At 70.8% G+C, this 17,090-nt stretch carries 16 protein-coding genes; 8 read left to right on the top strand and 8 right to left on the bottom strand.

The genetic code is table 11. The features are described from left to right. Positions 1-236: 236 nt before the first annotated feature. From AC3AGO_RS03645 to AC3AGO_RS03625, 5 genes are all read left to right on the top strand, one after another. Entirely contained in the window at positions 237-2,552 is a 2,316-nt protein-coding gene (locus AC3AGO_RS03645) for an FdhF/YdeP family oxidoreductase (RefSeq protein ID WP_487818638.1), read from the top strand. Positions 2,553-2,580: 28 nt separating this feature from the next. Then, positions 2,581-3,216 (top strand): DUF1345 domain-containing protein, encoded by a 636-nt coding sequence (locus AC3AGO_RS03640; protein ID WP_487818637.1) that lies wholly within the window; start codon positions 2,581-2,583, stop codon positions 3,214-3,216. Between the two features lie 73 nt (positions 3,217-3,289). Further along, complete coding sequence (locus AC3AGO_RS03635; RefSeq protein WP_487818636.1) at positions 3,290-4,240, top strand: phosphotransferase; 951 nt, start codon at positions 3,290-3,292, stop codon at positions 4,238-4,240. 198 nt (positions 4,241-4,438) lie between these two features. After that, complete coding sequence (locus AC3AGO_RS03630; RefSeq protein ID WP_487818635.1) at positions 4,439-4,876, top strand: hypothetical protein; 438 nt, start codon at positions 4,439-4,441, stop codon at positions 4,874-4,876. Between the two features lie 394 nt (positions 4,877-5,270). Then, positions 5,271-6,869 carry an adenosine deaminase family protein gene (locus AC3AGO_RS03625; RefSeq protein WP_487818634.1) on the top strand — a complete coding sequence of 533 codons (1,599 nt, stop codon included), beginning with the start codon at positions 5,271-5,273 and terminating at the stop codon, positions 6,867-6,869. An 8-nt stretch (positions 6,870-6,877) separates the two neighbouring features. Here the strand turns inward: AC3AGO_RS03625 and AC3AGO_RS03620 are convergent, their stop codons facing one another. Further along, the gene (locus tag AC3AGO_RS03620) at positions 6,878-7,339 is read right to left on the bottom strand and encodes a GNAT family N-acetyltransferase (RefSeq protein WP_487824522.1); all 462 of its coding nucleotides are present in this window, start codon (positions 7,337-7,339) and stop codon (positions 6,878-6,880) included. A gap of 143 nt (positions 7,340-7,482) precedes the next feature. Further along, complete coding sequence (locus AC3AGO_RS03615; protein ID WP_487818633.1) at positions 7,483-7,881, bottom strand: VOC family protein; 399 nt, start codon at positions 7,879-7,881, stop codon at positions 7,483-7,485. 93 nt (positions 7,882-7,974) lie between these two features. Between AC3AGO_RS03615 and AC3AGO_RS03610 the strand changes: the two genes are divergently transcribed. Next, entirely contained in the window at positions 7,975-9,006 is a 1,032-nt protein-coding gene (locus tag AC3AGO_RS03610; protein WP_487818632.1) for a helix-turn-helix transcriptional regulator, read from the top strand. Between the two features lie 151 nt (positions 9,007-9,157). On the opposite strand, the gene AC3AGO_RS03605 is transcribed toward AC3AGO_RS03610, so the two are convergent. The 5 genes from AC3AGO_RS03605 to AC3AGO_RS03585 all read right to left on the bottom strand — a co-directional run bounded on the left by AC3AGO_RS03605 (position 9,158) and on the right by AC3AGO_RS03585 (position 13,448). Next, complete coding sequence (locus AC3AGO_RS03605) at positions 9,158-9,562, bottom strand: RidA family protein (protein ID WP_487818631.1); 405 nt, start codon at positions 9,560-9,562, stop codon at positions 9,158-9,160. 577 nt (positions 9,563-10,139) lie between these two features. Further along, positions 10,140-10,928 (bottom strand): ABC transporter permease, encoded by a 789-nt coding sequence (locus AC3AGO_RS03600; protein ID WP_487818630.1) that lies wholly within the window; start codon positions 10,926-10,928, stop codon positions 10,140-10,142. Next, complete coding sequence (locus tag AC3AGO_RS03595; protein WP_487818629.1) at positions 10,925-11,932, bottom strand: ATP-binding cassette domain-containing protein; 1,008 nt, start codon at positions 11,930-11,932, stop codon at positions 10,925-10,927. The genes AC3AGO_RS03600 and AC3AGO_RS03595 overlap by 4 nt, the downstream gene beginning before the upstream one ends. A 66-nt stretch (positions 11,933-11,998) precedes the next feature. Continuing rightward, a complete protein-coding gene (locus AC3AGO_RS03590) occupies positions 11,999-12,847 on the bottom strand; it encodes a DUF4097 family beta strand repeat-containing protein (protein WP_487818628.1) in 849 nt (282 codons plus the stop codon). Positions 12,848-12,929: 82 nt separating this feature from the next. Then, positions 12,930-13,448, bottom strand: coding sequence for a hypothetical protein (locus AC3AGO_RS03585; protein ID WP_487818627.1), 519 nt, complete (start codon positions 13,446-13,448; stop codon positions 12,930-12,932). Between the two features lie 598 nt (positions 13,449-14,046). Here AC3AGO_RS03585 and AC3AGO_RS03580 point away from each other — a divergent pair. Next, positions 14,047-14,865: an NPP1 family protein gene (locus tag AC3AGO_RS03580; RefSeq protein WP_487818626.1), complete on the top strand. Its 819-nt coding sequence runs from the start codon at positions 14,047-14,049 to the stop codon at positions 14,863-14,865. A 292-nt stretch (positions 14,866-15,157) separates the two neighbouring features. Beyond that, the gene (locus AC3AGO_RS03575; RefSeq protein WP_487818625.1) at positions 15,158-15,784 is read left to right on the top strand and encodes a HutD/Ves family protein; all 627 of its coding nucleotides are present in this window, start codon (positions 15,158-15,160) and stop codon (positions 15,782-15,784) included. Between the two features lie 55 nt (positions 15,785-15,839). On the opposite strand, the gene AC3AGO_RS03570 is transcribed toward AC3AGO_RS03575, so the two are convergent. After that, positions 15,840-17,054 carry an MFS transporter gene (locus tag AC3AGO_RS03570; RefSeq protein WP_487818624.1) on the bottom strand — a complete coding sequence of 405 codons (1,215 nt, stop codon included), beginning with the start codon at positions 17,052-17,054 and terminating at the stop codon, positions 15,840-15,842. Positions 17,055-17,090: the final 36 nt, after the last annotated feature.

Raw genomic sequence — 17,090 nt, 5'->3', positions numbered from 1 at the left:
CGCCGCGCCGCACGGTTCCCCGTAGAGGTCCTCCGTGCCATTCCCGGCGGAAGTCCCGTACGCCCGGCGACACGGGGACTCACGGTGCTTTCACCGGCTGCACGCCCGTGACCGCTGCGATACCTTCCCCACCTGGCCTCCATCGCGCTGCCAGCCGGAACGTTCCCTATGGGGAGCCGCCGGAACCCGTACGCCGGATGCGCCGCTGCCTTCCCGCGGGGCGCAGGGGAGTCACCATGACTGATCAGAATGCGCCGGAACGGCCCGCTCAGGATGGCGAAGGGCAGGGGGCTCCGGAGTTTCGTCCCTACCATCACCCGGCGGCCGGATGGGGTGCTGCCACAAGCGTCACTCGCTTTCTGGCGCGTGAGCGGGAATGGGCCGAGGCGCCCCGCGCGATTCAGAAGATGAATCATGAAGGGGAAGGGTTCGACTGCCCGGGGTGTGCGTGGCCCGATGACCTCAAAGGGCTGCGGCTGGATATCTGCGAGAACGGCATCAAGCACGTCACGTGGGAAATGACCCACAAGCGCGTGGGCCCCGCCTTCTTCGCCGCCCACACGGTCGGCGAGCTGGAGACGTGGAGCGACGCGGCCCTGGAGGACCAGGGCCGGCTCACGCACCCGATGCGGTACGACGCGGAGTCGGACACGTACGTGCCCATCGGCTGGCCGGAGGCCTTCGAGCTGGTGGGGCGGACCCTGCAACAATTGGAGAACCCGAACCAGGCGGCGTACTACACCTCCGGGCGGCTGGGGAACGAGGCCACGTTCCTCTACCAGCTGATGGCCAGGGAGTTGGGCACCAACAACCTCCCCGACTGCTCCAACATGTGCCACGAGGCCAGCGGCCGCGCACTGCAGGCCGCGCTGGGCACGGGCAAGGGGACGGCCGATCTCAAGGACTGGGAGATGGCCGACGCGCTGTTCATCCTCGGGGTGAACGCGGCCTCCAACGCACCGCGGATGCTGACTTCCCTCGCCGAGGCCCACAAGCGCGGCGCGCGGATCGTGCACATCAACCCGATCGTCGAGGCCGCCGCCACCCGCACGATCATTCCGCACGACTTCGTGGACATGGCCCTGTTCCGCTCCACCCCCACCAGCACGCTGAACGTGCAGCCGCGCGTCGGCGGCGACATGGCACTGCTGCGCGGCATGGCGAAGGCCGTGTTCGCCGAGGCCGAGACCGATCCGAAGGCGCTCGACGCCGAGTTCATCGAGCGCCACACCACGGGCTTCGAGGACTACCGCCGGCTGTGCGCCGACACCCCGTGGGAGGAGCTGGAGCAGCAGAGCGGCGTGGGCCGGGCGCAGATGGAGGAGCTGGCCCGCATCTACTGCGAGGCCGACCGCAGCGTCTTCAGCTGGTGCCTGGGCATCACGCAGCACGAGCACGGGGTCGACGCCGTACGGGAGATCGTCAACTTGCTGCTGCTGCGCGGCAATCTGGGCCGCGAGGGCGCGGGGCCCTCGCCGGTGCGCGGGCACAGCAACGTGCAGGGCAACCGCACTTGCGGCATCGACCACCGCCCCACCGCGCAGTTCCTGGACCGGCTGGCCGCGGCGTGCCACATCGATCCGCCGCGCGAGCACGGCCTGGACACGGTGGGCACCATCGAGGCCATGCACCGCGAGGACGTGAAGGTGTTCATCGGCATGGGCGGCAACTTCGCACTGGCCGGGCCGGACACCCCGTACACCTCCGAGGCGTTGCGCCAGTGCGAGCTGACGGTGCAGGTGAGCACCAAGCTCAACCGGAGCCATCTTGTGCACGGGCGCCAGGCGTTGATCCTGCCGTGCCTGGGCCGCACCGAGAAGGACGTACAGAAGGGCGGCGAACAGGCCACCTCCGTCGAGGACTCGATGAGCATGGTCCACCTGTCCAAGGGCATGAAGCGGCCCGGATCGCCCCACCTGCGCTCCGAACCGGCGATCATCGCCGGGATGGCGCGGGCGGCGCTGCCCGACAGCGACACGCCCTGGGCCTGGTACGTCGAGGACTACGACCGGATCCGCGAAGTCATGGCCCAGGCGCTGGAGGGATTCGAGGACTTCAACCGGCGCGTACGCCTCCCGCTCGGGTTCCGTATCCGCCAGCCCGCCCGCGAACTGGTCTTCCTCACGCCCTCGCAGCGCGCGGAGTTCTCCGCCGCGCAGCTGACCGACGTGCTCCCCGGGAGCGGCGTCCTCAAGCTGGCGACGTTGCGCTCGCACGACCAGTGGAACACCACGATCTACTCCGACAACGACCGCTACCGGGGCATCAAGAACCTCCGTACGCTGATCTTCATGAACGAGGACGACATGCGTGAACGTGGCCTGTCCCTGTTCGACGAGGTCGACATCACCAGCACCGCCCGGGACGGCAGCACCCGCAGCCTCCACCGCTACAAGGCCGTCCCGTACGACATTCCGCGCGGCTGCGCGGCCGGCTACATGCCGGAGATGAACGTGCTGTGCGCCATCGGCGACTACAGCACCCAGAGCGACCAGCCCCTCATGAAAAACCTCAACGTGACTGTCCAGCCCTCCGGTTCGGGCGGGAAATAGAGCGGCGGGCCGTACGGTGCAGACGTCCGTGAGCCGCTGGCTGCCGTTCTCCGCCGTGCCCCGCCTGGTGGGCGCGGTGGCCCTCGGTGCGGTGACGGGCGTGGTCGTCGGCCTGCTGTGCGGCGGCCTGTTGGGCGTACTCTCCGGCATCGCCGCCACGGACACGGCGTTCGTGGTGGCGGGCTGGATGGTGCTGTGGCCGATGGACGCCGCGGAGACCGCCCGCAACGCGCGGCGCGAGGAATTCCGCCCCGTACTGGAGGAAATCCTGGTCGTCGCGGTCGCCTTGTGCGCGCTGGTCGCCATCGTGGTGCTGCTCCTGGCCGGCAAGTCGCAGAACGGCAACGCGGCGGCGGCCACCGCACTGGCCGGTGTGTTCATGGCCTGGGCGACACTGCACCTGATGTACGCGACCCGCTACGCACACCTCTACCACCGGGAGGCCAAGGGCGGCATCGACTTCAACTCCGCAGAGCCGCCCGCGTTCCGGGACTTCCTCTACTTCAGCTACAACCTCGGCATGACGTACCAGGTCTCCGACACCGACGTCTCCAGCTCCGGCATCCGCGCCATGGCCCTGCGCCACTGCCTGCTCTCCTACGTCTTCGGCACCAGCATCCTGGCCACCACCATCAACCTCGTCACCGGCATCGTCACGGGGTGAGGGTGTGTGCTCGGCTCGCGGGGCCGGGGTTGTCCCGTCGCAGCGGCCGGTCCGGCGTGGCACGATCGCCGGCATGCCAGGATTCATGACGCCCGACGAGCTCGCCGCCCGCACCTCACGCGCGTACGACGCGGCCCTCGCCGCGGGGCGCGACCTCGGGCTCACGGTGTCCGAAGCGCGGGTGCTGCACGACGTGTTCTCCGTCGTCGTGCACCTCGCCCCGTCACCGGTGGTGGTCCGCGTGCCCACCGTGCTGCCCCCGTACGCCGGCCCGGAGACCCAGGCGGCACGTCAGCGGCTGGAGCTCGACGTGGTGCGGTGGCTGGACGAACAGGGCGTACCGGTGATCCCGCCGAGCCCGCTGGTGCCGCGGGAGCCCGTGCAGCGGGACGGCTTCTCCATGACGTTCTGGCAGTTCGTCGAGGTGGAGGAGGACGGCGAACCCGACTACGTGCACAACTCCCGGCTGACCGCCGACCTGCACGCCGCATTGCGTGCCTACCCGGGCGAGCTGCCGTTCCTCTCCGCGGCCGAACCACAGTTCACCACCGACGGACTTGCCGCCCTCGCCGGACGCCCCGACCTGATCGACCCGGCCGATCTCGACCGCGCCCGGCGGGAGTGGGAGCTCCTGGAGCCGCTCGTCAGCTCGCGTACGGAGTTCGAAGCGGCTTTCCCCGGCGTCGAGTTGCAGCCGATCCACGGCGACGCCCCGGCGGTCAACATCGTCACCACGCCGGACGGTGAGCTGTACGCCGATTTCGAACTGGCCACCCTCGGGCCCGTCGAATGGGACCTGGCCGTCCTCGGCCCCGAGTGCGAGGCCGCCTACAACGCGGCCGCCCGGGAGCGCGGACTGCGCCAACTCGACGAGCGCGTACTGCGCTTCGTGAACGCCGTCGGCATGTGCCGTACGGTGGCCTGCCTCGCGCTCGCCCCGCAACTGCCCTTCCTCGTGGAGGCGGTGAAGCCGGCCGTCGAGCACTGGCGCACGACACCGTTCGCCGCCGGCTGGAGCGCATGACAGCCCCTTGACGCCGCACGGGACGTGACGTCTGCGTGCCATGGGGCGTACGTACCCTCGTCGCGCTCTTCGCCGGCGGTTCCGGCGCCGATGCCTGCCCCGTGGGCGGTGTCCGTCGCGGGAGCGCGGGTACCGGGGCGGAGAGCGATTCCGCAGGAGCCCGCCGCTCTCCACCATGTGAGGGGAACGAGGCACGAGATGACGTATGAACCCGGACGCCCGCACCGGCCCGAGGAGGCCGGGGCGGACTTCGCCGAACCCGCACCCGCCTACGAACAACGCGCCCCGGAGGCGCCGTTGCCGCCCGACGCGGGCCGTACCCCGCACGGTACGGGGCGCGAGCGGACCGAGAGCGCGCCCGGCACGGCGCCGATGGTGGCGCCGGGGGAGCGGGACAAGCTGGAGGTGCGCTTCCAGCAGGCCCTGAGCAGCTTCGTCGAGCACCCGCGGCGCGCCGTCGAAGAGGCCGACAGCGTCGTCGACGAGACCATCGGCCACCTCACCGAAGGACTCAAGAACCAACTGCGCTCCCTGCGCGCGAACTGGCAGCCCGAGGCCGCCACGGACGACACCGAGGAACTGCGCCTCGCGCTGCGCCAGTACCACGAACTCACCCAGCGGCTCCTGCACTTGTGACACCCGCCGCCGGTGTCGCGCAGTCGTGGAACGTCAAGTGCCGGACGTGGCACGGGTGTTGAGCAGTCGCCGGGCCCGGCGGTCCTGCCGTCGTGGAGGCCATGCCGCCTGTGAGGCCATGCCGCGCGGGCGGGTCGTCGGCAGGTCTCGCCGGGCCCGGTGCGGGTCCGGCCGCTGATCTGAGGCCGGACCCGCGAGGCGGCCCCCGGTGGGGTGCCGTGTTCCCCGGTGAGCACGCACCGGGGGTTCCCCGCGCCGCGCGGGCACCCGTCACGCGGCCCCGTACGCGTCCGACCAGGTGAGACCCGCCTCCAACCAGGTGAGTCTCGCCCGCTTCTCGCCTGTCACGCGCCTGGCTCCATGGCTTCTGTGCCGAAGATGTGCTGTGACCTCGATGCCTCGCAGCCGTCTCGCCGCTCTCGGCGTTTCCGTTCTCCTCACCGCCGCGCTCCCTTCGGCCGTACCGGCCCTGTCGTCCGCGGCCGCCGACGACAGCCGGCAGCCGTACGCCTCCCCGCCCGCACCGCCCGCCACAGTGGCCGAGCAGCGTGTCGCCTCGCGCCTGGAGGCGATCCGGGAGCGGCCGCGGGAGTTGCGCGCGTTCATGCGGGCGCTGCCCAAGGGCGGCGATCTGCACAACCACCTCTCGGGCGCCGCGTCGACCGAGCTGCTCATCGAGCTCGCCGCCAAGGACGGGATGTGTGTCCGGACCGAGGACACCACCGCCGTACCCCCGCCCTGCGGTGACGGGACACGGCCGGCCGCCGACACCCGGACGGACGAGGGCTTCCGGCAGAAGGTGCTGCGCGCCTGGTCGATGGAGGACTTCCCCCGGGGCTCCGAAGGGCAGTCGGGGCACGACCACTTCTTCGCCGCCTTCGGCAAGTTCGGCGCCGTGAGCGCCAAGCACCCGGGGCAGATGCTCGCCGATGTCAGACACACGGCCGCCGAGAACAACCAGTCCTACCTGGAGACGATGGTCACCCCGGTCAGCGCCGAGGGGAAGAAGCTGGCCGCCGACGTCGGCTTCGACCGCGATCTGGCGCGCATGCACGCCGCGCTGAAGGCGGACGGCAAACTCGACCGCGCCGTACGGGCCGCCCAGCGCGAGGCGGACACAGCACAGGCCGACTCGCGCAAAGCGGCGCACTGCGACAGCGCCGAGCCCGATGCCGGCTGCTCGGTGCGTACGCGGTTCATCTCCCAGGTGGCACGCGACGGTTCACCCGAGCGGGTCTTCACCCAGATGGCGATCGGCATGCGGCTGGCCGAACGCGACCCGCGCTTCCGCGCGGTCGACCTCGTGGCACCGGAGGACGGCGAGAACGCGCTGCGGAACTACCGGCTGCAGATGCGGATGCTCGACCACCTCCACGACGCCTACCCGCGCGCCCACATCACCCTCCACGCCGGGGAGCTGGCGCCCGGCCTGGTCAAGCCCGAGGACCTGCGTTTCCACATCCGCGAGGCCGTCCACACCGGACACGCCGAACGCATCGGCCACGGCGTCGACTTGAAGCACGAGGACAACTACCGGCAGCTGCTGCGCACCATGGCCCGGCGCGGCATCGCGGTCGAGGCGCCACTGAGCAGCAACGCGCAGATCCTCGGCGTGTCCGGCAAGGAGCACCCCTTCCAGACGTACCGGAAGGCCGGCGTGCCGGTGGTGCTCTCCACCGATGACCCGGGCATCTCGCGCACCGACATCAGCCGCGAGTACCAGCGGGCGACCACCACGTACGACCTGACCTACCCGGAACTGAAGAACCTGGCCCGCGCCTCCCTGGAACACGCCTTCCTGCCGGGCAGGAGCCTGTGGCAGAGCTACTCGCCGCAGCGCGGCTACACCCGCGCGGCCGCCTGCGCCACGGGCGGGTCGGCGCGGTGCGAGGAGCTGCTGGACTCCAGCGCCAAGGCCCGGCTGGAGTCCCGACTGGAGGTGGAATTCCAGCAGTTCGAGCAGCGGGCCCTGCGGGGCGGGGCCACGGCGTAGGGCTTCCCTCAGCTGATCCGCCGGGCCAGCACCTGGCCCGGCCAGTCCCCGGACAGGAAGCCTTCGGTGGGGGCGAACCCGTTGCGTTCGTAGAACGCGACCAGTTCGCCCCCACCGCCTGCCCAGCAGTCCACCCGCAGCAGCTCGACGCCGGCCCGTCGCGTCTCCTCGACGGCATGGGCCAGCAGCGCGGCGCCGATGCCCCGGCCGGCATGCGCGCGGTCGGAGACCAACAGCCGTACGTAGACCTCGGGTTCCTCGGCGGGCGCGATCGGCATCTGCGGGCTGGGCCCGGAGTCCAGCACCAGGGTGCCGACAGGGACGCCGGCCAACTCCGCGACGTGGGGCGTGTTCTCGGTCATGTACCGCTCGACCCGCGCCACCCCGCCCGGCTTTCGCGAATACGCGGTGGTGCCCCACTGCTCGGTGTTGCCCCGCGCGTTCATCCACCCCACCGCGCCGTCGAGCATCTCCAGAGTGGCCGGCACATCGGCCGGACTGCCCGGCCGGATCCGTACGTCGAGCGAGGTCGCGTCCACGCGGGCAGCCTAGACGGTTGCTTGCGTGGTGCGTTGGGGGCCTGTGGTCCTCGTGCCGGACTGCGCGCCCGGGCTCAGCGAGCGAACTTCGCGATGGCCGCCGGGGTGACCGGGGTGAAGAAGTTGACGAGATTGCCGTCGGGGTCGCGGAAGAGGAGCGACCGGTTGCCCCAGGGCATGGTGGTGGGTTCGGTGACGAAGCCGGGGACGAGGCCGGTCAGGTTCTCGTGCACGCGGTCCACGTCGTCGACGAGGAATTCGAGGATCACGCTGTGATTGTCGGCCGGGCGGGAGGAGTCCGGCGCGAAGAGCGGGACGGTTCGGGTGCCGGTTATGGCGAGGGTGGCGGCGGGGGTCCCGACTTCGGCGAAATCCTCGGTGAACCAGGTCGCCGGCACCCCGGTGGCCTTCTCGTAGAACTCGACGAGGCGTGCGACGTCGCCGGTGATGATCCGGATCGAGACGAAGTCCATGGTGCTCTCCCTGGATTGGTGGAGTCGTTGCGCTCCGCACGCTAGAGCAGATAGTGGACAGGATCGGTCCACTATCTGCTCTAGGCTCGGAACATGTCCCGACCCACCGGCCGCGTGCTCACCCTCCTGGAACTGCTGCAGTCGGGCGGTACCCGGACGATCGCCGAACTCGCCGGCCGGCTCGGCGTCGAAGGACGCACCGTGCGGCGGTATGTGGACCAGCTCATCGACCTCGACGTACCCGTCGAAGCAGTGCGCGGCCGCTACGGCGGCTACCGCCTCGCCCCCGGCTACCGCTTGCCTCCGCTCATGCTCAGCGACGACGAGGCACTCGCCGTGCTGCTCGGACTGGCCGCCGGCCGCCGGGCGGGGTTGATGACGGCGACAGCAGCCGCGAGCGAGACGGCCGCGGCCAAGATCCGGCGGGTGCTGCCCGAGCACCTCGCCCGCCGGCTCCACACGGTCCTGGAATCCCTCGCGTTCACGGAACCCTCCGGCGAGTTCCCCACGCCTGACGCCGGGGTCCTGCTCACTCTCGCCGACGCGGTACGTCACCACCGGCCGGTCTCCCTCCGGTACACCGACCGCGACGGCCGGCGCAGCGACCGCACGCTGCACCCGTACGGGATCGTGTCCCACGCGGGCCGGTGGTACATCACCGGCCCGGACCCCGGGATCGGCGAGGACCGGACCTTCCGGCTCGACCGCATCGCCGACGCCAGGGCCCTGCCCGGTACGTTCGAGGCACCCGCCGCGGTGGACCCGGCCCAGCGCGTCCTGGCCGGGTTCGTCACCGCGGCGTACCGGCATGAGGTGACCCTGCGGATCCACGGGACGCCGGAGCAGATCCGCGCCCGGCTTCCCGCGAGCGTCGCGAGCGTGGAGGAGCCCTCGTCCGCGGCGGACCCGGGCCGTGCGGCGGACCCGGACCCGGACTCTGCCGCGGACCCGGACTCTGCGGCCGAGCGCTGGCTGCACGTCGAACTCCGTGTGGAACGCCTCGACTGGCTGCCTCCGGTGCTCGCCTCCCTCGACCGGCCGTTCACCATCGAGCGCCCCGACGAACTGCGCGACCTCGTCCTCGCGTTCGCCGACCGCCTCACTGCCCGCGCCCGGCGCTCCTGACGCCGGAGGCGGCGCTCACCGGAACAAGTCGAGGTTCTCGGTGGCCGTGACGGCGACGGTGGTGTGGGCGGTGCAGCTCGCGCCTGGTCCGCTCCCCCGGAGTGGACCAGACGCGGGCCGTGTTGGGGCTCACGCCGCTTGCCGCCCGGGGCTACGGGCGTACGGCTACCGCGTCGACCTCGAACAGCATGCCCGGCAGGGCGAGTGAGGCCAGGCCGCTGAGCGTCTGGGCCGGGAGGCGGTCGCCGAAGCGGGCGGTGAGCGCCTTGCCGAGGGTCTCCAGCTTGTCCAGATCGTGGTCGACGATGAACGTGCCGAGACGGACCACGTGTTCGTACCCGAGGCCGACTCCCTCCAGCGCGGCGCGCAGCCGGTCGAGGGCCAGGTCCACCTGTGCGGCGAAGTCGCCGGGTACGGGAGTGCCGGTGGCGTCGGAGGCGTACTGGCCGCTGATGAAGACGAGTTCGCCGGGGGCGGAGACGGCGTGGCTGTAGCTGAGGGGCGTCGGGTCGTGGAGCGTGTCGGGGTTGGTGATCGTACGCTGATCGTTCGTCATGTCCCCTCGAACAGCCCGTGCGAGCGGGCCCATTCCCCTCGGGAGCGGGGGAGGGGCCGGTCAGAACCCGATGACGTACGGCTGGGTGGACTCCTGGCGTACGCGGCCCGCCGTACGCCTCGCAGCGGCTTCCGCGCCGTGGTGCCACGGAAGCGGCCACGGCCCGTCGGACCTCCCCCCACAGGAGACTCGGGGCCGTGGCCTGCGGGCATTGCGCTGAGCGGGCCCGCTGTCGTCTCTGCGCTGTCCGCGCCCGCGGTGTTACCCCCAGCCCGCCGGTTCGCGCCGAACGGGCGGTTTCGGGAGGTACGCGTCGGCTGCCGGCGGACCGAGTGTGACGGCTGAGTGGGGTGTGGCGCTGAGGAAGATGTTGCCGAACTGGTCCTCGGCGCACGGTACGCGGTGTGAGGAACCCCGCCTCATCCGCAGCCGCGTACCAGCGGCGTGGGCGACGGTCTGCACCCGGTCGCCCACGCCGCACCTCGCATGGCACCGGCCGCCTTCGCCCACGGCAGCGGGCGCGTGGCCCGGCTCCGCCGTGGGGTGGGCGTGGGCTTCAAGTTGCCGGCCGGTGGGGTTACTTGGGGTCGCGGTTGAAGGTGGACTTCGACCAGAAGTAGCCGAGCGTGGCGAGGCCCAGGCACCAGGCGATCGCTATCCATCCGTGGTGGCCTATTTCGCTGCCGAGCAGCAGGCCACGGAGGGTTTCGATGGCGGGCGTGAAGGGCTGGTATTCGGCGACGGGCTGGAACCAGCCGGGCATCGAGTCGGCCGGGACGAAGGCGGTGGAGAGGAGGGGGAGGAGGATGAGCGGCAGCGCATTGTTGCTGGCTGCCTCGGCGTTGGGGCTGATCAGGCCCATTCCGACGGCGATCCAGGTGAGTGCCAGGGAGAAGAGTGCGAGCAGCCCGAACGCCGCTGTCCACTCCAGGAGGGTGGCGTCGGTGGAGCGGAAGCCGATGGCCACGCCGACGGCGCCGACGAGGGCGACGCTCATGACGGACTGGGCCACGCTGCCGGCGACGTGTCCGATGAGGACGGAGCTGCGGTGGATGGCCATGGTGCGGAAGCGGGCGATGATGCCCTCGGACATGTCGGTGGAGACGGACACGGCTGTGCCGACGACGGTGCTGCCGATGGTCATCATGAGGATGCCGGGGACGATGTAGGCGATGTAGTCGGCGCGATCGGCGCCGGCGCCGAGGCCCGCGCTCATGGCGTCGCCGAAGACGTAGACGAAGAGCAGCAGCAGCATCACTGGCGTGAGCAGCAGGTTCAGCGTGAGGGAGGGGTAGCGCCGCGCGTGCAGGAGGTTGCGGCGCAGCATCGTGTTCGAGTCGCGCACGGCGAGGGCGAGAGAGCTCATCGCACAGCCTCCTTGGGCTGGTGGGGCCGGCTCGGCACGGTGGAGCCGGTGAGGGCGAAGAAGACGTCGTCGAGGTCGGGGGTGTGCACGGTCAGTTCGTCTGCCTGGACGCCGGCGGAGTCCAGCCAGTCGAGAAGGGCGCGCAGTTCGCGCTGGCTCCCGTCGCTGGGGATCTGCAGCGAGAGTGCCTCGTCGTCCGCCGTGACCTCGCGCAGGGCGAGGGCGGCGGACTGATACGCGGCCGGGTCGGCGAACCTGAGGCGCACATGCCCGCCGGGGACGATCCGCTTGAGTTCGTCGGCGGTGCCTTCGGCGGCGATCTTTCCGTCGTTCAATACGGCGATGCGGTCGGCGAGTTCGTCGGCTTCGTCCAGGTACTGGGTGGTGAGGAAGACGGTGACGCCGTCGGAGACGAGCTCGCGGATGATGCCCCACATGGTGTGGCGGCTACGGGGGTCGAGGCCGGTGGTCGGTTCGTCGAGGAAGATGATCCGAGGGCTGCCGACCAGCGTCATGGCGATGTCCAGGCGGCGCTTCATGCCGCCGGAGTAGCTCTGGGCGGGTTTCGTGGCGGCCTCGACGAGGTCGAAGCGCTCCAGCAGTTCGGCGGTGACCCGCCGCCCCTCGGCCTTGGGCAGGTGGTGCAGGTCGGCCATGAGGAGCATGTTCTCCTCGCCGGTGATCAGGCCGTCGACGGCGGAGAACTGGCCCGTCACACCGATCGCGGCCCGTATCCCGTCCGGGGATGTGGCGAGGTCGTGGCCGGCGACCTGGGCCTGGCCGCCGTCGGCGGTGATGAGCGTGGAGAGGATCTTCACGGCGGTGGTTTTGCCGGCACCGTTCGGCCCGAGCAGCGCGAACACCGACCCGGCCGGGATGTGCAGATCGATACCGTCCAGAACGGTCTTGTCCCCGTAGGACTTGCGCAGACCGACCGCGGAGACCGCGGCCGGCGACGGGTGACCGTCGGCCTGACTGGATGTGGGCATGACAGACGAACGCATGGTGCCCTCCTGTGAGAAGGCTGAAGTGGGTGAGGAGAGAGGCGAGTTGAGCCCGGCTCTTGCGGGTCAGACCTTGGCGCGGCGGACGTCGATGTTGCCGTAGCGGGTACGGGCGCGGATCTTGACGGTGTCCTCGGACTCCTTGGGGCTCTCGGACGTGGTGAGTGCGTTGCGCACCTGCCCGGAGTCCGAGCTGACGTCGAGCCAGGCGGCCGTGCCCTCGCGGACGCCGACGTCGATGGCGCCGTAGTTGGTCTCCAACTGGACGGTCCCGCGGGCGACTTCGTCCACGCGGAGGGTGCCGTGCGCAGTCGTGGCGGTGACCGAGTCCTCGGCGCGCCGGATCTCGATGTCGCCGTTCGCGCCGCTCACTCGCAGCTCGCCGGTCGCGGCGCCGACGGTCGTGGTGCCGTGCGAGTTCTTCAGGACGGCGGGGCCGTCGACGAGGCCGACGCGCAGGCTGCCGGAGCTGGTGGTGATCTCGGCCATGCCCTCGACCCGGTCCACGGTGATCGAGCCGTGCGACGCCTTCAGCTGCAGCGGGCCGGTCTCCTCCAGGCGGACGTCGCCGGACGAGGTCTTCACCTGGGTCCGTCCGAGCCTGCCCTCACCGAGCACCTGGACCCAGGCGCCGGTCATGTCGATGCGTGAGCCCGTAGGCAGTTCGACCGTCACATCGACGGTGCCGGTGCGGCCGAGGCCGAGCAGATTGCCCTTGGGCGTCCTGACGGTCAGTACACCGCTCGCGTAGGTGACCTCGGTCTGGTCTGCCGCCTTCACGTCCACGTCCCTCTTCGGGTCGCGGGGCCGCGACTCGACGACGGTGTCGGCTCGGTCGCTCGCGGTGAACTGGATGGACCCGGCGTCCATGTGGGCGGTGACCGAAATCGGTTCGGGAGTGTCGAAAGTAGGCATGGCTGTCCCGTCCTCTTGAGTCTTCAGGACGTCCCCCCTGGTGGGACGTGGTGTGAGTGAAGTGGTGCGGGTGGGCGGGCGGTTAGCGCACCCAGCCCGTGAAGCTCTGGCCGATCGTCTGGGTCTTCCCCGTCGTACGCGGCCGGGTGCCGTCGTCGACCGCGCCCGAAACGGCGCGCACCAGCCACGCGTTGACCGACAGGCCCTCGCGGGCCGCGGCCTCCTCGGCGCGGGTCTTGAGGTGGGCCGGCAGACGCAGATTGACGCGGGCGGTGCCGCCCTCGTCGCCCTCGGTCGGGTCGGGCGCCCTGAACGGTTCGACAGGTGCGGCCGGCTCCGCGTGGGCGCCGCTGTCGCTCAGCGGCAGTGTCACCACGAAGTCGGGGTCGAGCCCCCGCAGCCGTACGTCGACCGAGCCGGGAGCGAGCTCACGGGTGATCTCGTCCATCGCGGCGGAGAGCACGTTGAGCATGGTCAGCCGGGTCGCCGACTCCAGCGGAGTGGTGAGCCTCTCGGCCAGCTCGCGGGCCTCTTCCCCGCCGGCTTCGGCGGCCACCGCGAGCTCGCGGCGGAGGGTGTCGACATAAGGCGTAAGGTCCATGACGCCATAGTGGCACCACTATGGCGCCATGCGCAAGCGTTGAGGTGGCATTTCTGGGCGAGTGACTCGGGTAAGTGCTCTGAACTGTGGAAACGTGGTGGTGCCAGTCTGGGTGACGGTGGCGTCATGCGGGCTCGTTCCACTCGGGGAGCGGTGCGACGTGGTGCCGTCTGGCGCCAAGCGGTGCCAGGGCGCCGAGGTCGCCGCTGAACACACCAACTCCGGCTCGTCCAGCTTCACCGAGGCCGCCACGCCTTCCACCGCTCGACCGTGGCAGCCGCAACGGCGGGACCTGCGGCGGGTGTTGGCGGTCCTCGGCGGGCGTTGTCGTGTGAAACGTGAGTACGGGAGTTGCCGGTTTGGCCGACTGGGCGATGTGGGCAGGGGGAGACGCACGCGGTGGTGCCGCGTGGCCGTGGGTGCCTCGCACCTTCGCGCGTCCTGAAAGGGCAACTGCCTGAAACGGCAACTGCCTGAAAGGGCAACTGCCCGTCCACGGAGGGGACATCAGCACGTCGAGTCGATCTCCCAGGATGCGTCCATGGCAACGGCGGCACCATGAGCCGCGTTCGACCCCCCACGTACACCGGAGCGTTCCATGAGACAGACACGCACCGCCCAGGCACCCATAGCCAGTCGGCCCCGCCCGGCAAGAAGGCGGGGCGTCAAGGCCCCGGCCCTCGTGGCCGGGGCCTTCGCGCTGGTCGTCGCGCTGCCGGGGGTGGCGTTCGCCGACCCTCCGCAGGCGCTTCCCGCTCAAGCGGGCGACATGGAGAACAAGTTCGAGCCCTCCTACGACTACGACACGGACGGCTGCTACGCCACGCCCGCCGTCGGCCCTGACGGCACCATCGCCCCGGGGCTGAAGCTCGGCGGCGACGTGAACGGTTCCTGCCGCGACGAGTCCGACCTCGACAACACCAACGTCTACTCCCGCAGCAAGTGCAACAACGACTGGTGCGCCATCGCCTACGCCTCCTACTTCGAGAAGGACCAGGCGTCCCTGGGGCCCGGCAGCGCCGGCCACCGGCACGACTGGGAGCACGTAGTGGTGTGGGTCCACAACGACCGGGCGGAGTACGTGTCCACCTCGGCGCACGGCGGCTTCGCCGTACACAAGAAGTCCGATCTGCCCTTCGAGGACACCCACCCGAAGGTCGTCTACCACAAGGACGGCGGAAGCACCCACGCGTTCCGGGCCGCCAAGAACGACGGCGGCGACGAACCGCCCGAGAACCACAAGGGCGCCTGGCAGCGCCCCGCCCTCGTCGGCTGGGACGGCTACCCGGCGGGCGTACGGGACAAGCTGACCCAGGCGGACTTCGGCTCCGCCACGCTCGGCATCAAGGACGACACGTTCAACGGTCATCTCTCCGACGCGAAGCCGGACGGCATTCCCTTCGACCCCAACGCCTGAGACACGGCACGGCAGTTGAGGGCTGCGGCGCCGACGTACGAGGGCGTCGTGAAGGCTGCACGCCGTACGGCCGGCCCGGGACCGTCCCTCCGGGGTTGGCCCGGGTCGGCCGTGGGTGCATCGCCGGGCCATCCCGTGTTCGGCGGGCAACGGGGCGGCTGACAGCCCCGCGTCGTGACGGCCGCCCCGGGAGAGGGGATCCCGCTGTACGCGCGCGTTGCCGGTGGTTCGTACCGTGGCTCCTGCCCACGAACCGATCGCCGGGCCCGAACCACGAGGAGACGAGCGCGACATGGCCTCACCGATGTCACCCGCCGGAGAGCCCAGAGGCGACGCGGCCGGCAACGCGCGCGTTGTACGGATGGCCGCTCTCGAATCTCAGCGGTGGGCCAACGGGCGGGGCTGGACACGCGAGATCCACCGTGCGCCCGCTGCGGATGCGCCGGGGACGAGCACGTGGCGGCTGAGCCTCGCGGACATCGAGGAAACCGGTCCCTTCTCCTCCCTCCCGGGGATGGACCGCCATCTGATGTCGGCCGCGCCCGTACCTCTTCAGCTGTCCGTCGACGGGACCGCACACGAGGTGCGTTACACCGACGTGGTGTCGTTCGCGGGGGACGCGGAAGTGGCCACGACCGCCGTCGACGGCCGGGCGCACGCCCTCAACCTCATGGCGCGCAGCGGACTGTGCAGCAGCCTCGGCGTCTTCCGCGGCAACGGGCCGCTGTCGGTCTCGGCCGTGACCGACACCGCTCTGGTGGTGCTCGACGGCACTGTCTCGCTCGGCAGCCGGCGGCTGGAACGCTTCGACACCGTCCTCACCGGAGCCGAAGAGACCCAACTCGACCTCCACGACGCCACGGTGGCCCGGGCGCGCGTCGAATTGCCGTCCCCGCAGGCCCCCTCCACCTCCGCCTGACGCCCCAGCGGGACATCGCACCGGGCGGCGGCGGGCTCCAGACAGTGTGGGCCGGTCAGCGGTGATCCGGGCCGGACGGAGAGAGTGCGGTGCCGGTGCCGGCTGTCTTCGGAGGGGCCGCGGCCGCACTGTGCGGCACGACGGGTTCGGGCAGGGTGCGGAACAGCAGCCAGCTCAGCGCCGGCATCAACACCAGCGGCGCCAGGGCGGTTTGCAGGGAGGTCGCGTCGGCGATGCGGCCGATCAACGGGGTGACCAGACCGCCGATGCTGACGGTCAGACCGAGCGTGATCCCGCTGGCGGTGCCCACGCGCGAGGGCAGGTAGTCCTGCCCCAGCGTGACCTGAAGCGAGAAGGGGACGTACAGGCCGGCCGAGGTCAGCGCCACGAACAGGTACAACGCCGGGCCGGGTACGAACACCACCCCCGCGACTGCTGCGGCCGAGAGCAGGTACGACCAGCGTGCGACGGTGACGCGGTCCCAGCGGTCGGCCAGTGTGCCGCCCAGTACGGAGCCCACCGCGCCACCGAGGTAGAGCATGAACAGTGCCGCGGTACCCGCCGCCGTGCTGCCGCCCATGCGCTCCTTGGCGAACAGCGAGATGAACGTGCTCAGACCGATGAACACGATCGACCGGAACACCACGGCCAGCGACAGCTTCACGAACGACGCTCTGTCGTCGTCTCCGGCCGGTACCGCCGTACCGGCCCCGGCGGCCTGTTGCCGCTCCAGCGCACGCAGCACGGGCAGACACAGCACGGTACCGATGAGCGCCGGCAGCACCAGCAGCGGCGTCAGCCGCAGGCCCCCCGTGGCAACCACAGCGGTGACCATGAGCGGGGCCACCGCGAAGCCGAGGTTGCCGCCGAGCGAGAACCAGGCCATCCCCCTGTGGCTGCCCCGGCCGGCAAGCCGGGCGACCCGTGCGGACTCCGGGTGATAGGCGGCCACGCCCACCCCGGACACCGCGACGAACACGAGGGTCAGCGCGTACGAGCCGCTCACCCCGCTCAGCGCGATGCCCAGACCGCCCAGCAGCGTGCTGAGCGGGAGCAGCCACGGCATCGCCCAGCGGTCGGTGAGGATGCCGAACACCGGTTGCGCCACCGACGACAGCAGGGAAGCGGCGAGCACGATGCCCGAGACCGCGGCGTAGCTGTAGGCGCGCTCGGCGACGAAGAACGGCACCAGGGACGCCACGGCGCCCTGGTAGATGTCGACGCAGGCGTGCCCGGCGGACAACAAGGTGAGGGATGTCTTCCTTCGCATCCCGTCATCGTCGGCGCCGGGAGCCGTGTCGCACTT

It is taken from the genome of Streptomyces sp. BL1, assembly GCF_057628045.1.
Note: the sequence above shows the minus strand (reverse complement) of the source record. Positions and strands in the feature narration are given on the sequence as shown.

Bases quoted from the DNA above. Each gene is read 5' to 3' on its own strand.
- AC3AGO_RS03615 (WP_487818633.1), bottom strand. From the start codon at position 7,881: ATGGACTTCGTCTCGATCCGGATCATCACCGGCGACGTCGCACGCCTC.
- AC3AGO_RS03580 (WP_487818626.1), top strand. From the start codon at position 14,047: ATGAGACAGACACGCACCGCCCAGGCACCCATAGCCAGTCGGCCCCGC.
- AC3AGO_RS03635 (WP_487818636.1), top strand. From the start codon at position 3,290: ATGCCAGGATTCATGACGCCCGACGAGCTCGCCGCCCGCACCTCACGC.
- AC3AGO_RS03630 (WP_487818635.1), top strand. From the start codon at position 4,439: ATGACGTATGAACCCGGACGCCCGCACCGGCCCGAGGAGGCCGGGGCG.
- AC3AGO_RS03625 (WP_487818634.1), top strand. From the start codon at position 5,271: ATGCCTCGCAGCCGTCTCGCCGCTCTCGGCGTTTCCGTTCTCCTCACC.
- AC3AGO_RS03595 (WP_487818629.1), bottom strand. From the start codon at position 11,932: ATGCGTTCGTCTGTCATGCCCACATCCAGTCAGGCCGACGGTCACCCG.
- AC3AGO_RS03645 (WP_487818638.1), top strand. From the start codon at position 237: ATGACTGATCAGAATGCGCCGGAACGGCCCGCTCAGGATGGCGAAGGG.
- AC3AGO_RS03590 (WP_487818628.1), bottom strand. From the start codon at position 12,847: ATGCCTACTTTCGACACTCCCGAACCGATTTCGGTCACCGCCCACATG.
- AC3AGO_RS03605 (WP_487818631.1), bottom strand. From the start codon at position 9,562: ATGACGAACGATCAGCGTACGATCACCAACCCCGACACGCTCCACGAC.
- AC3AGO_RS03610 (WP_487818632.1), top strand. From the start codon at position 7,975: ATGTCCCGACCCACCGGCCGCGTGCTCACCCTCCTGGAACTGCTGCAG.
- AC3AGO_RS03620 (WP_487824522.1), bottom strand. From the start codon at position 7,339: ATGCTCGACGGCGCGGTGGGGTGGATGAACGCGCGGGGCAACACCGAG.
- AC3AGO_RS03575 (WP_487818625.1), top strand. From the start codon at position 15,158: ATGGCCTCACCGATGTCACCCGCCGGAGAGCCCAGAGGCGACGCGGCC.
- AC3AGO_RS03585 (WP_487818627.1), bottom strand. From the start codon at position 13,448: ATGGACCTTACGCCTTATGTCGACACCCTCCGCCGCGAGCTCGCGGTG.
- AC3AGO_RS03570 (WP_487818624.1), bottom strand. From the start codon at position 17,054: ATGCGAAGGAAGACATCCCTCACCTTGTTGTCCGCCGGGCACGCCTGC.
- AC3AGO_RS03600 (WP_487818630.1), bottom strand. From the start codon at position 10,928: ATGAGCTCTCTCGCCCTCGCCGTGCGCGACTCGAACACGATGCTGCGC.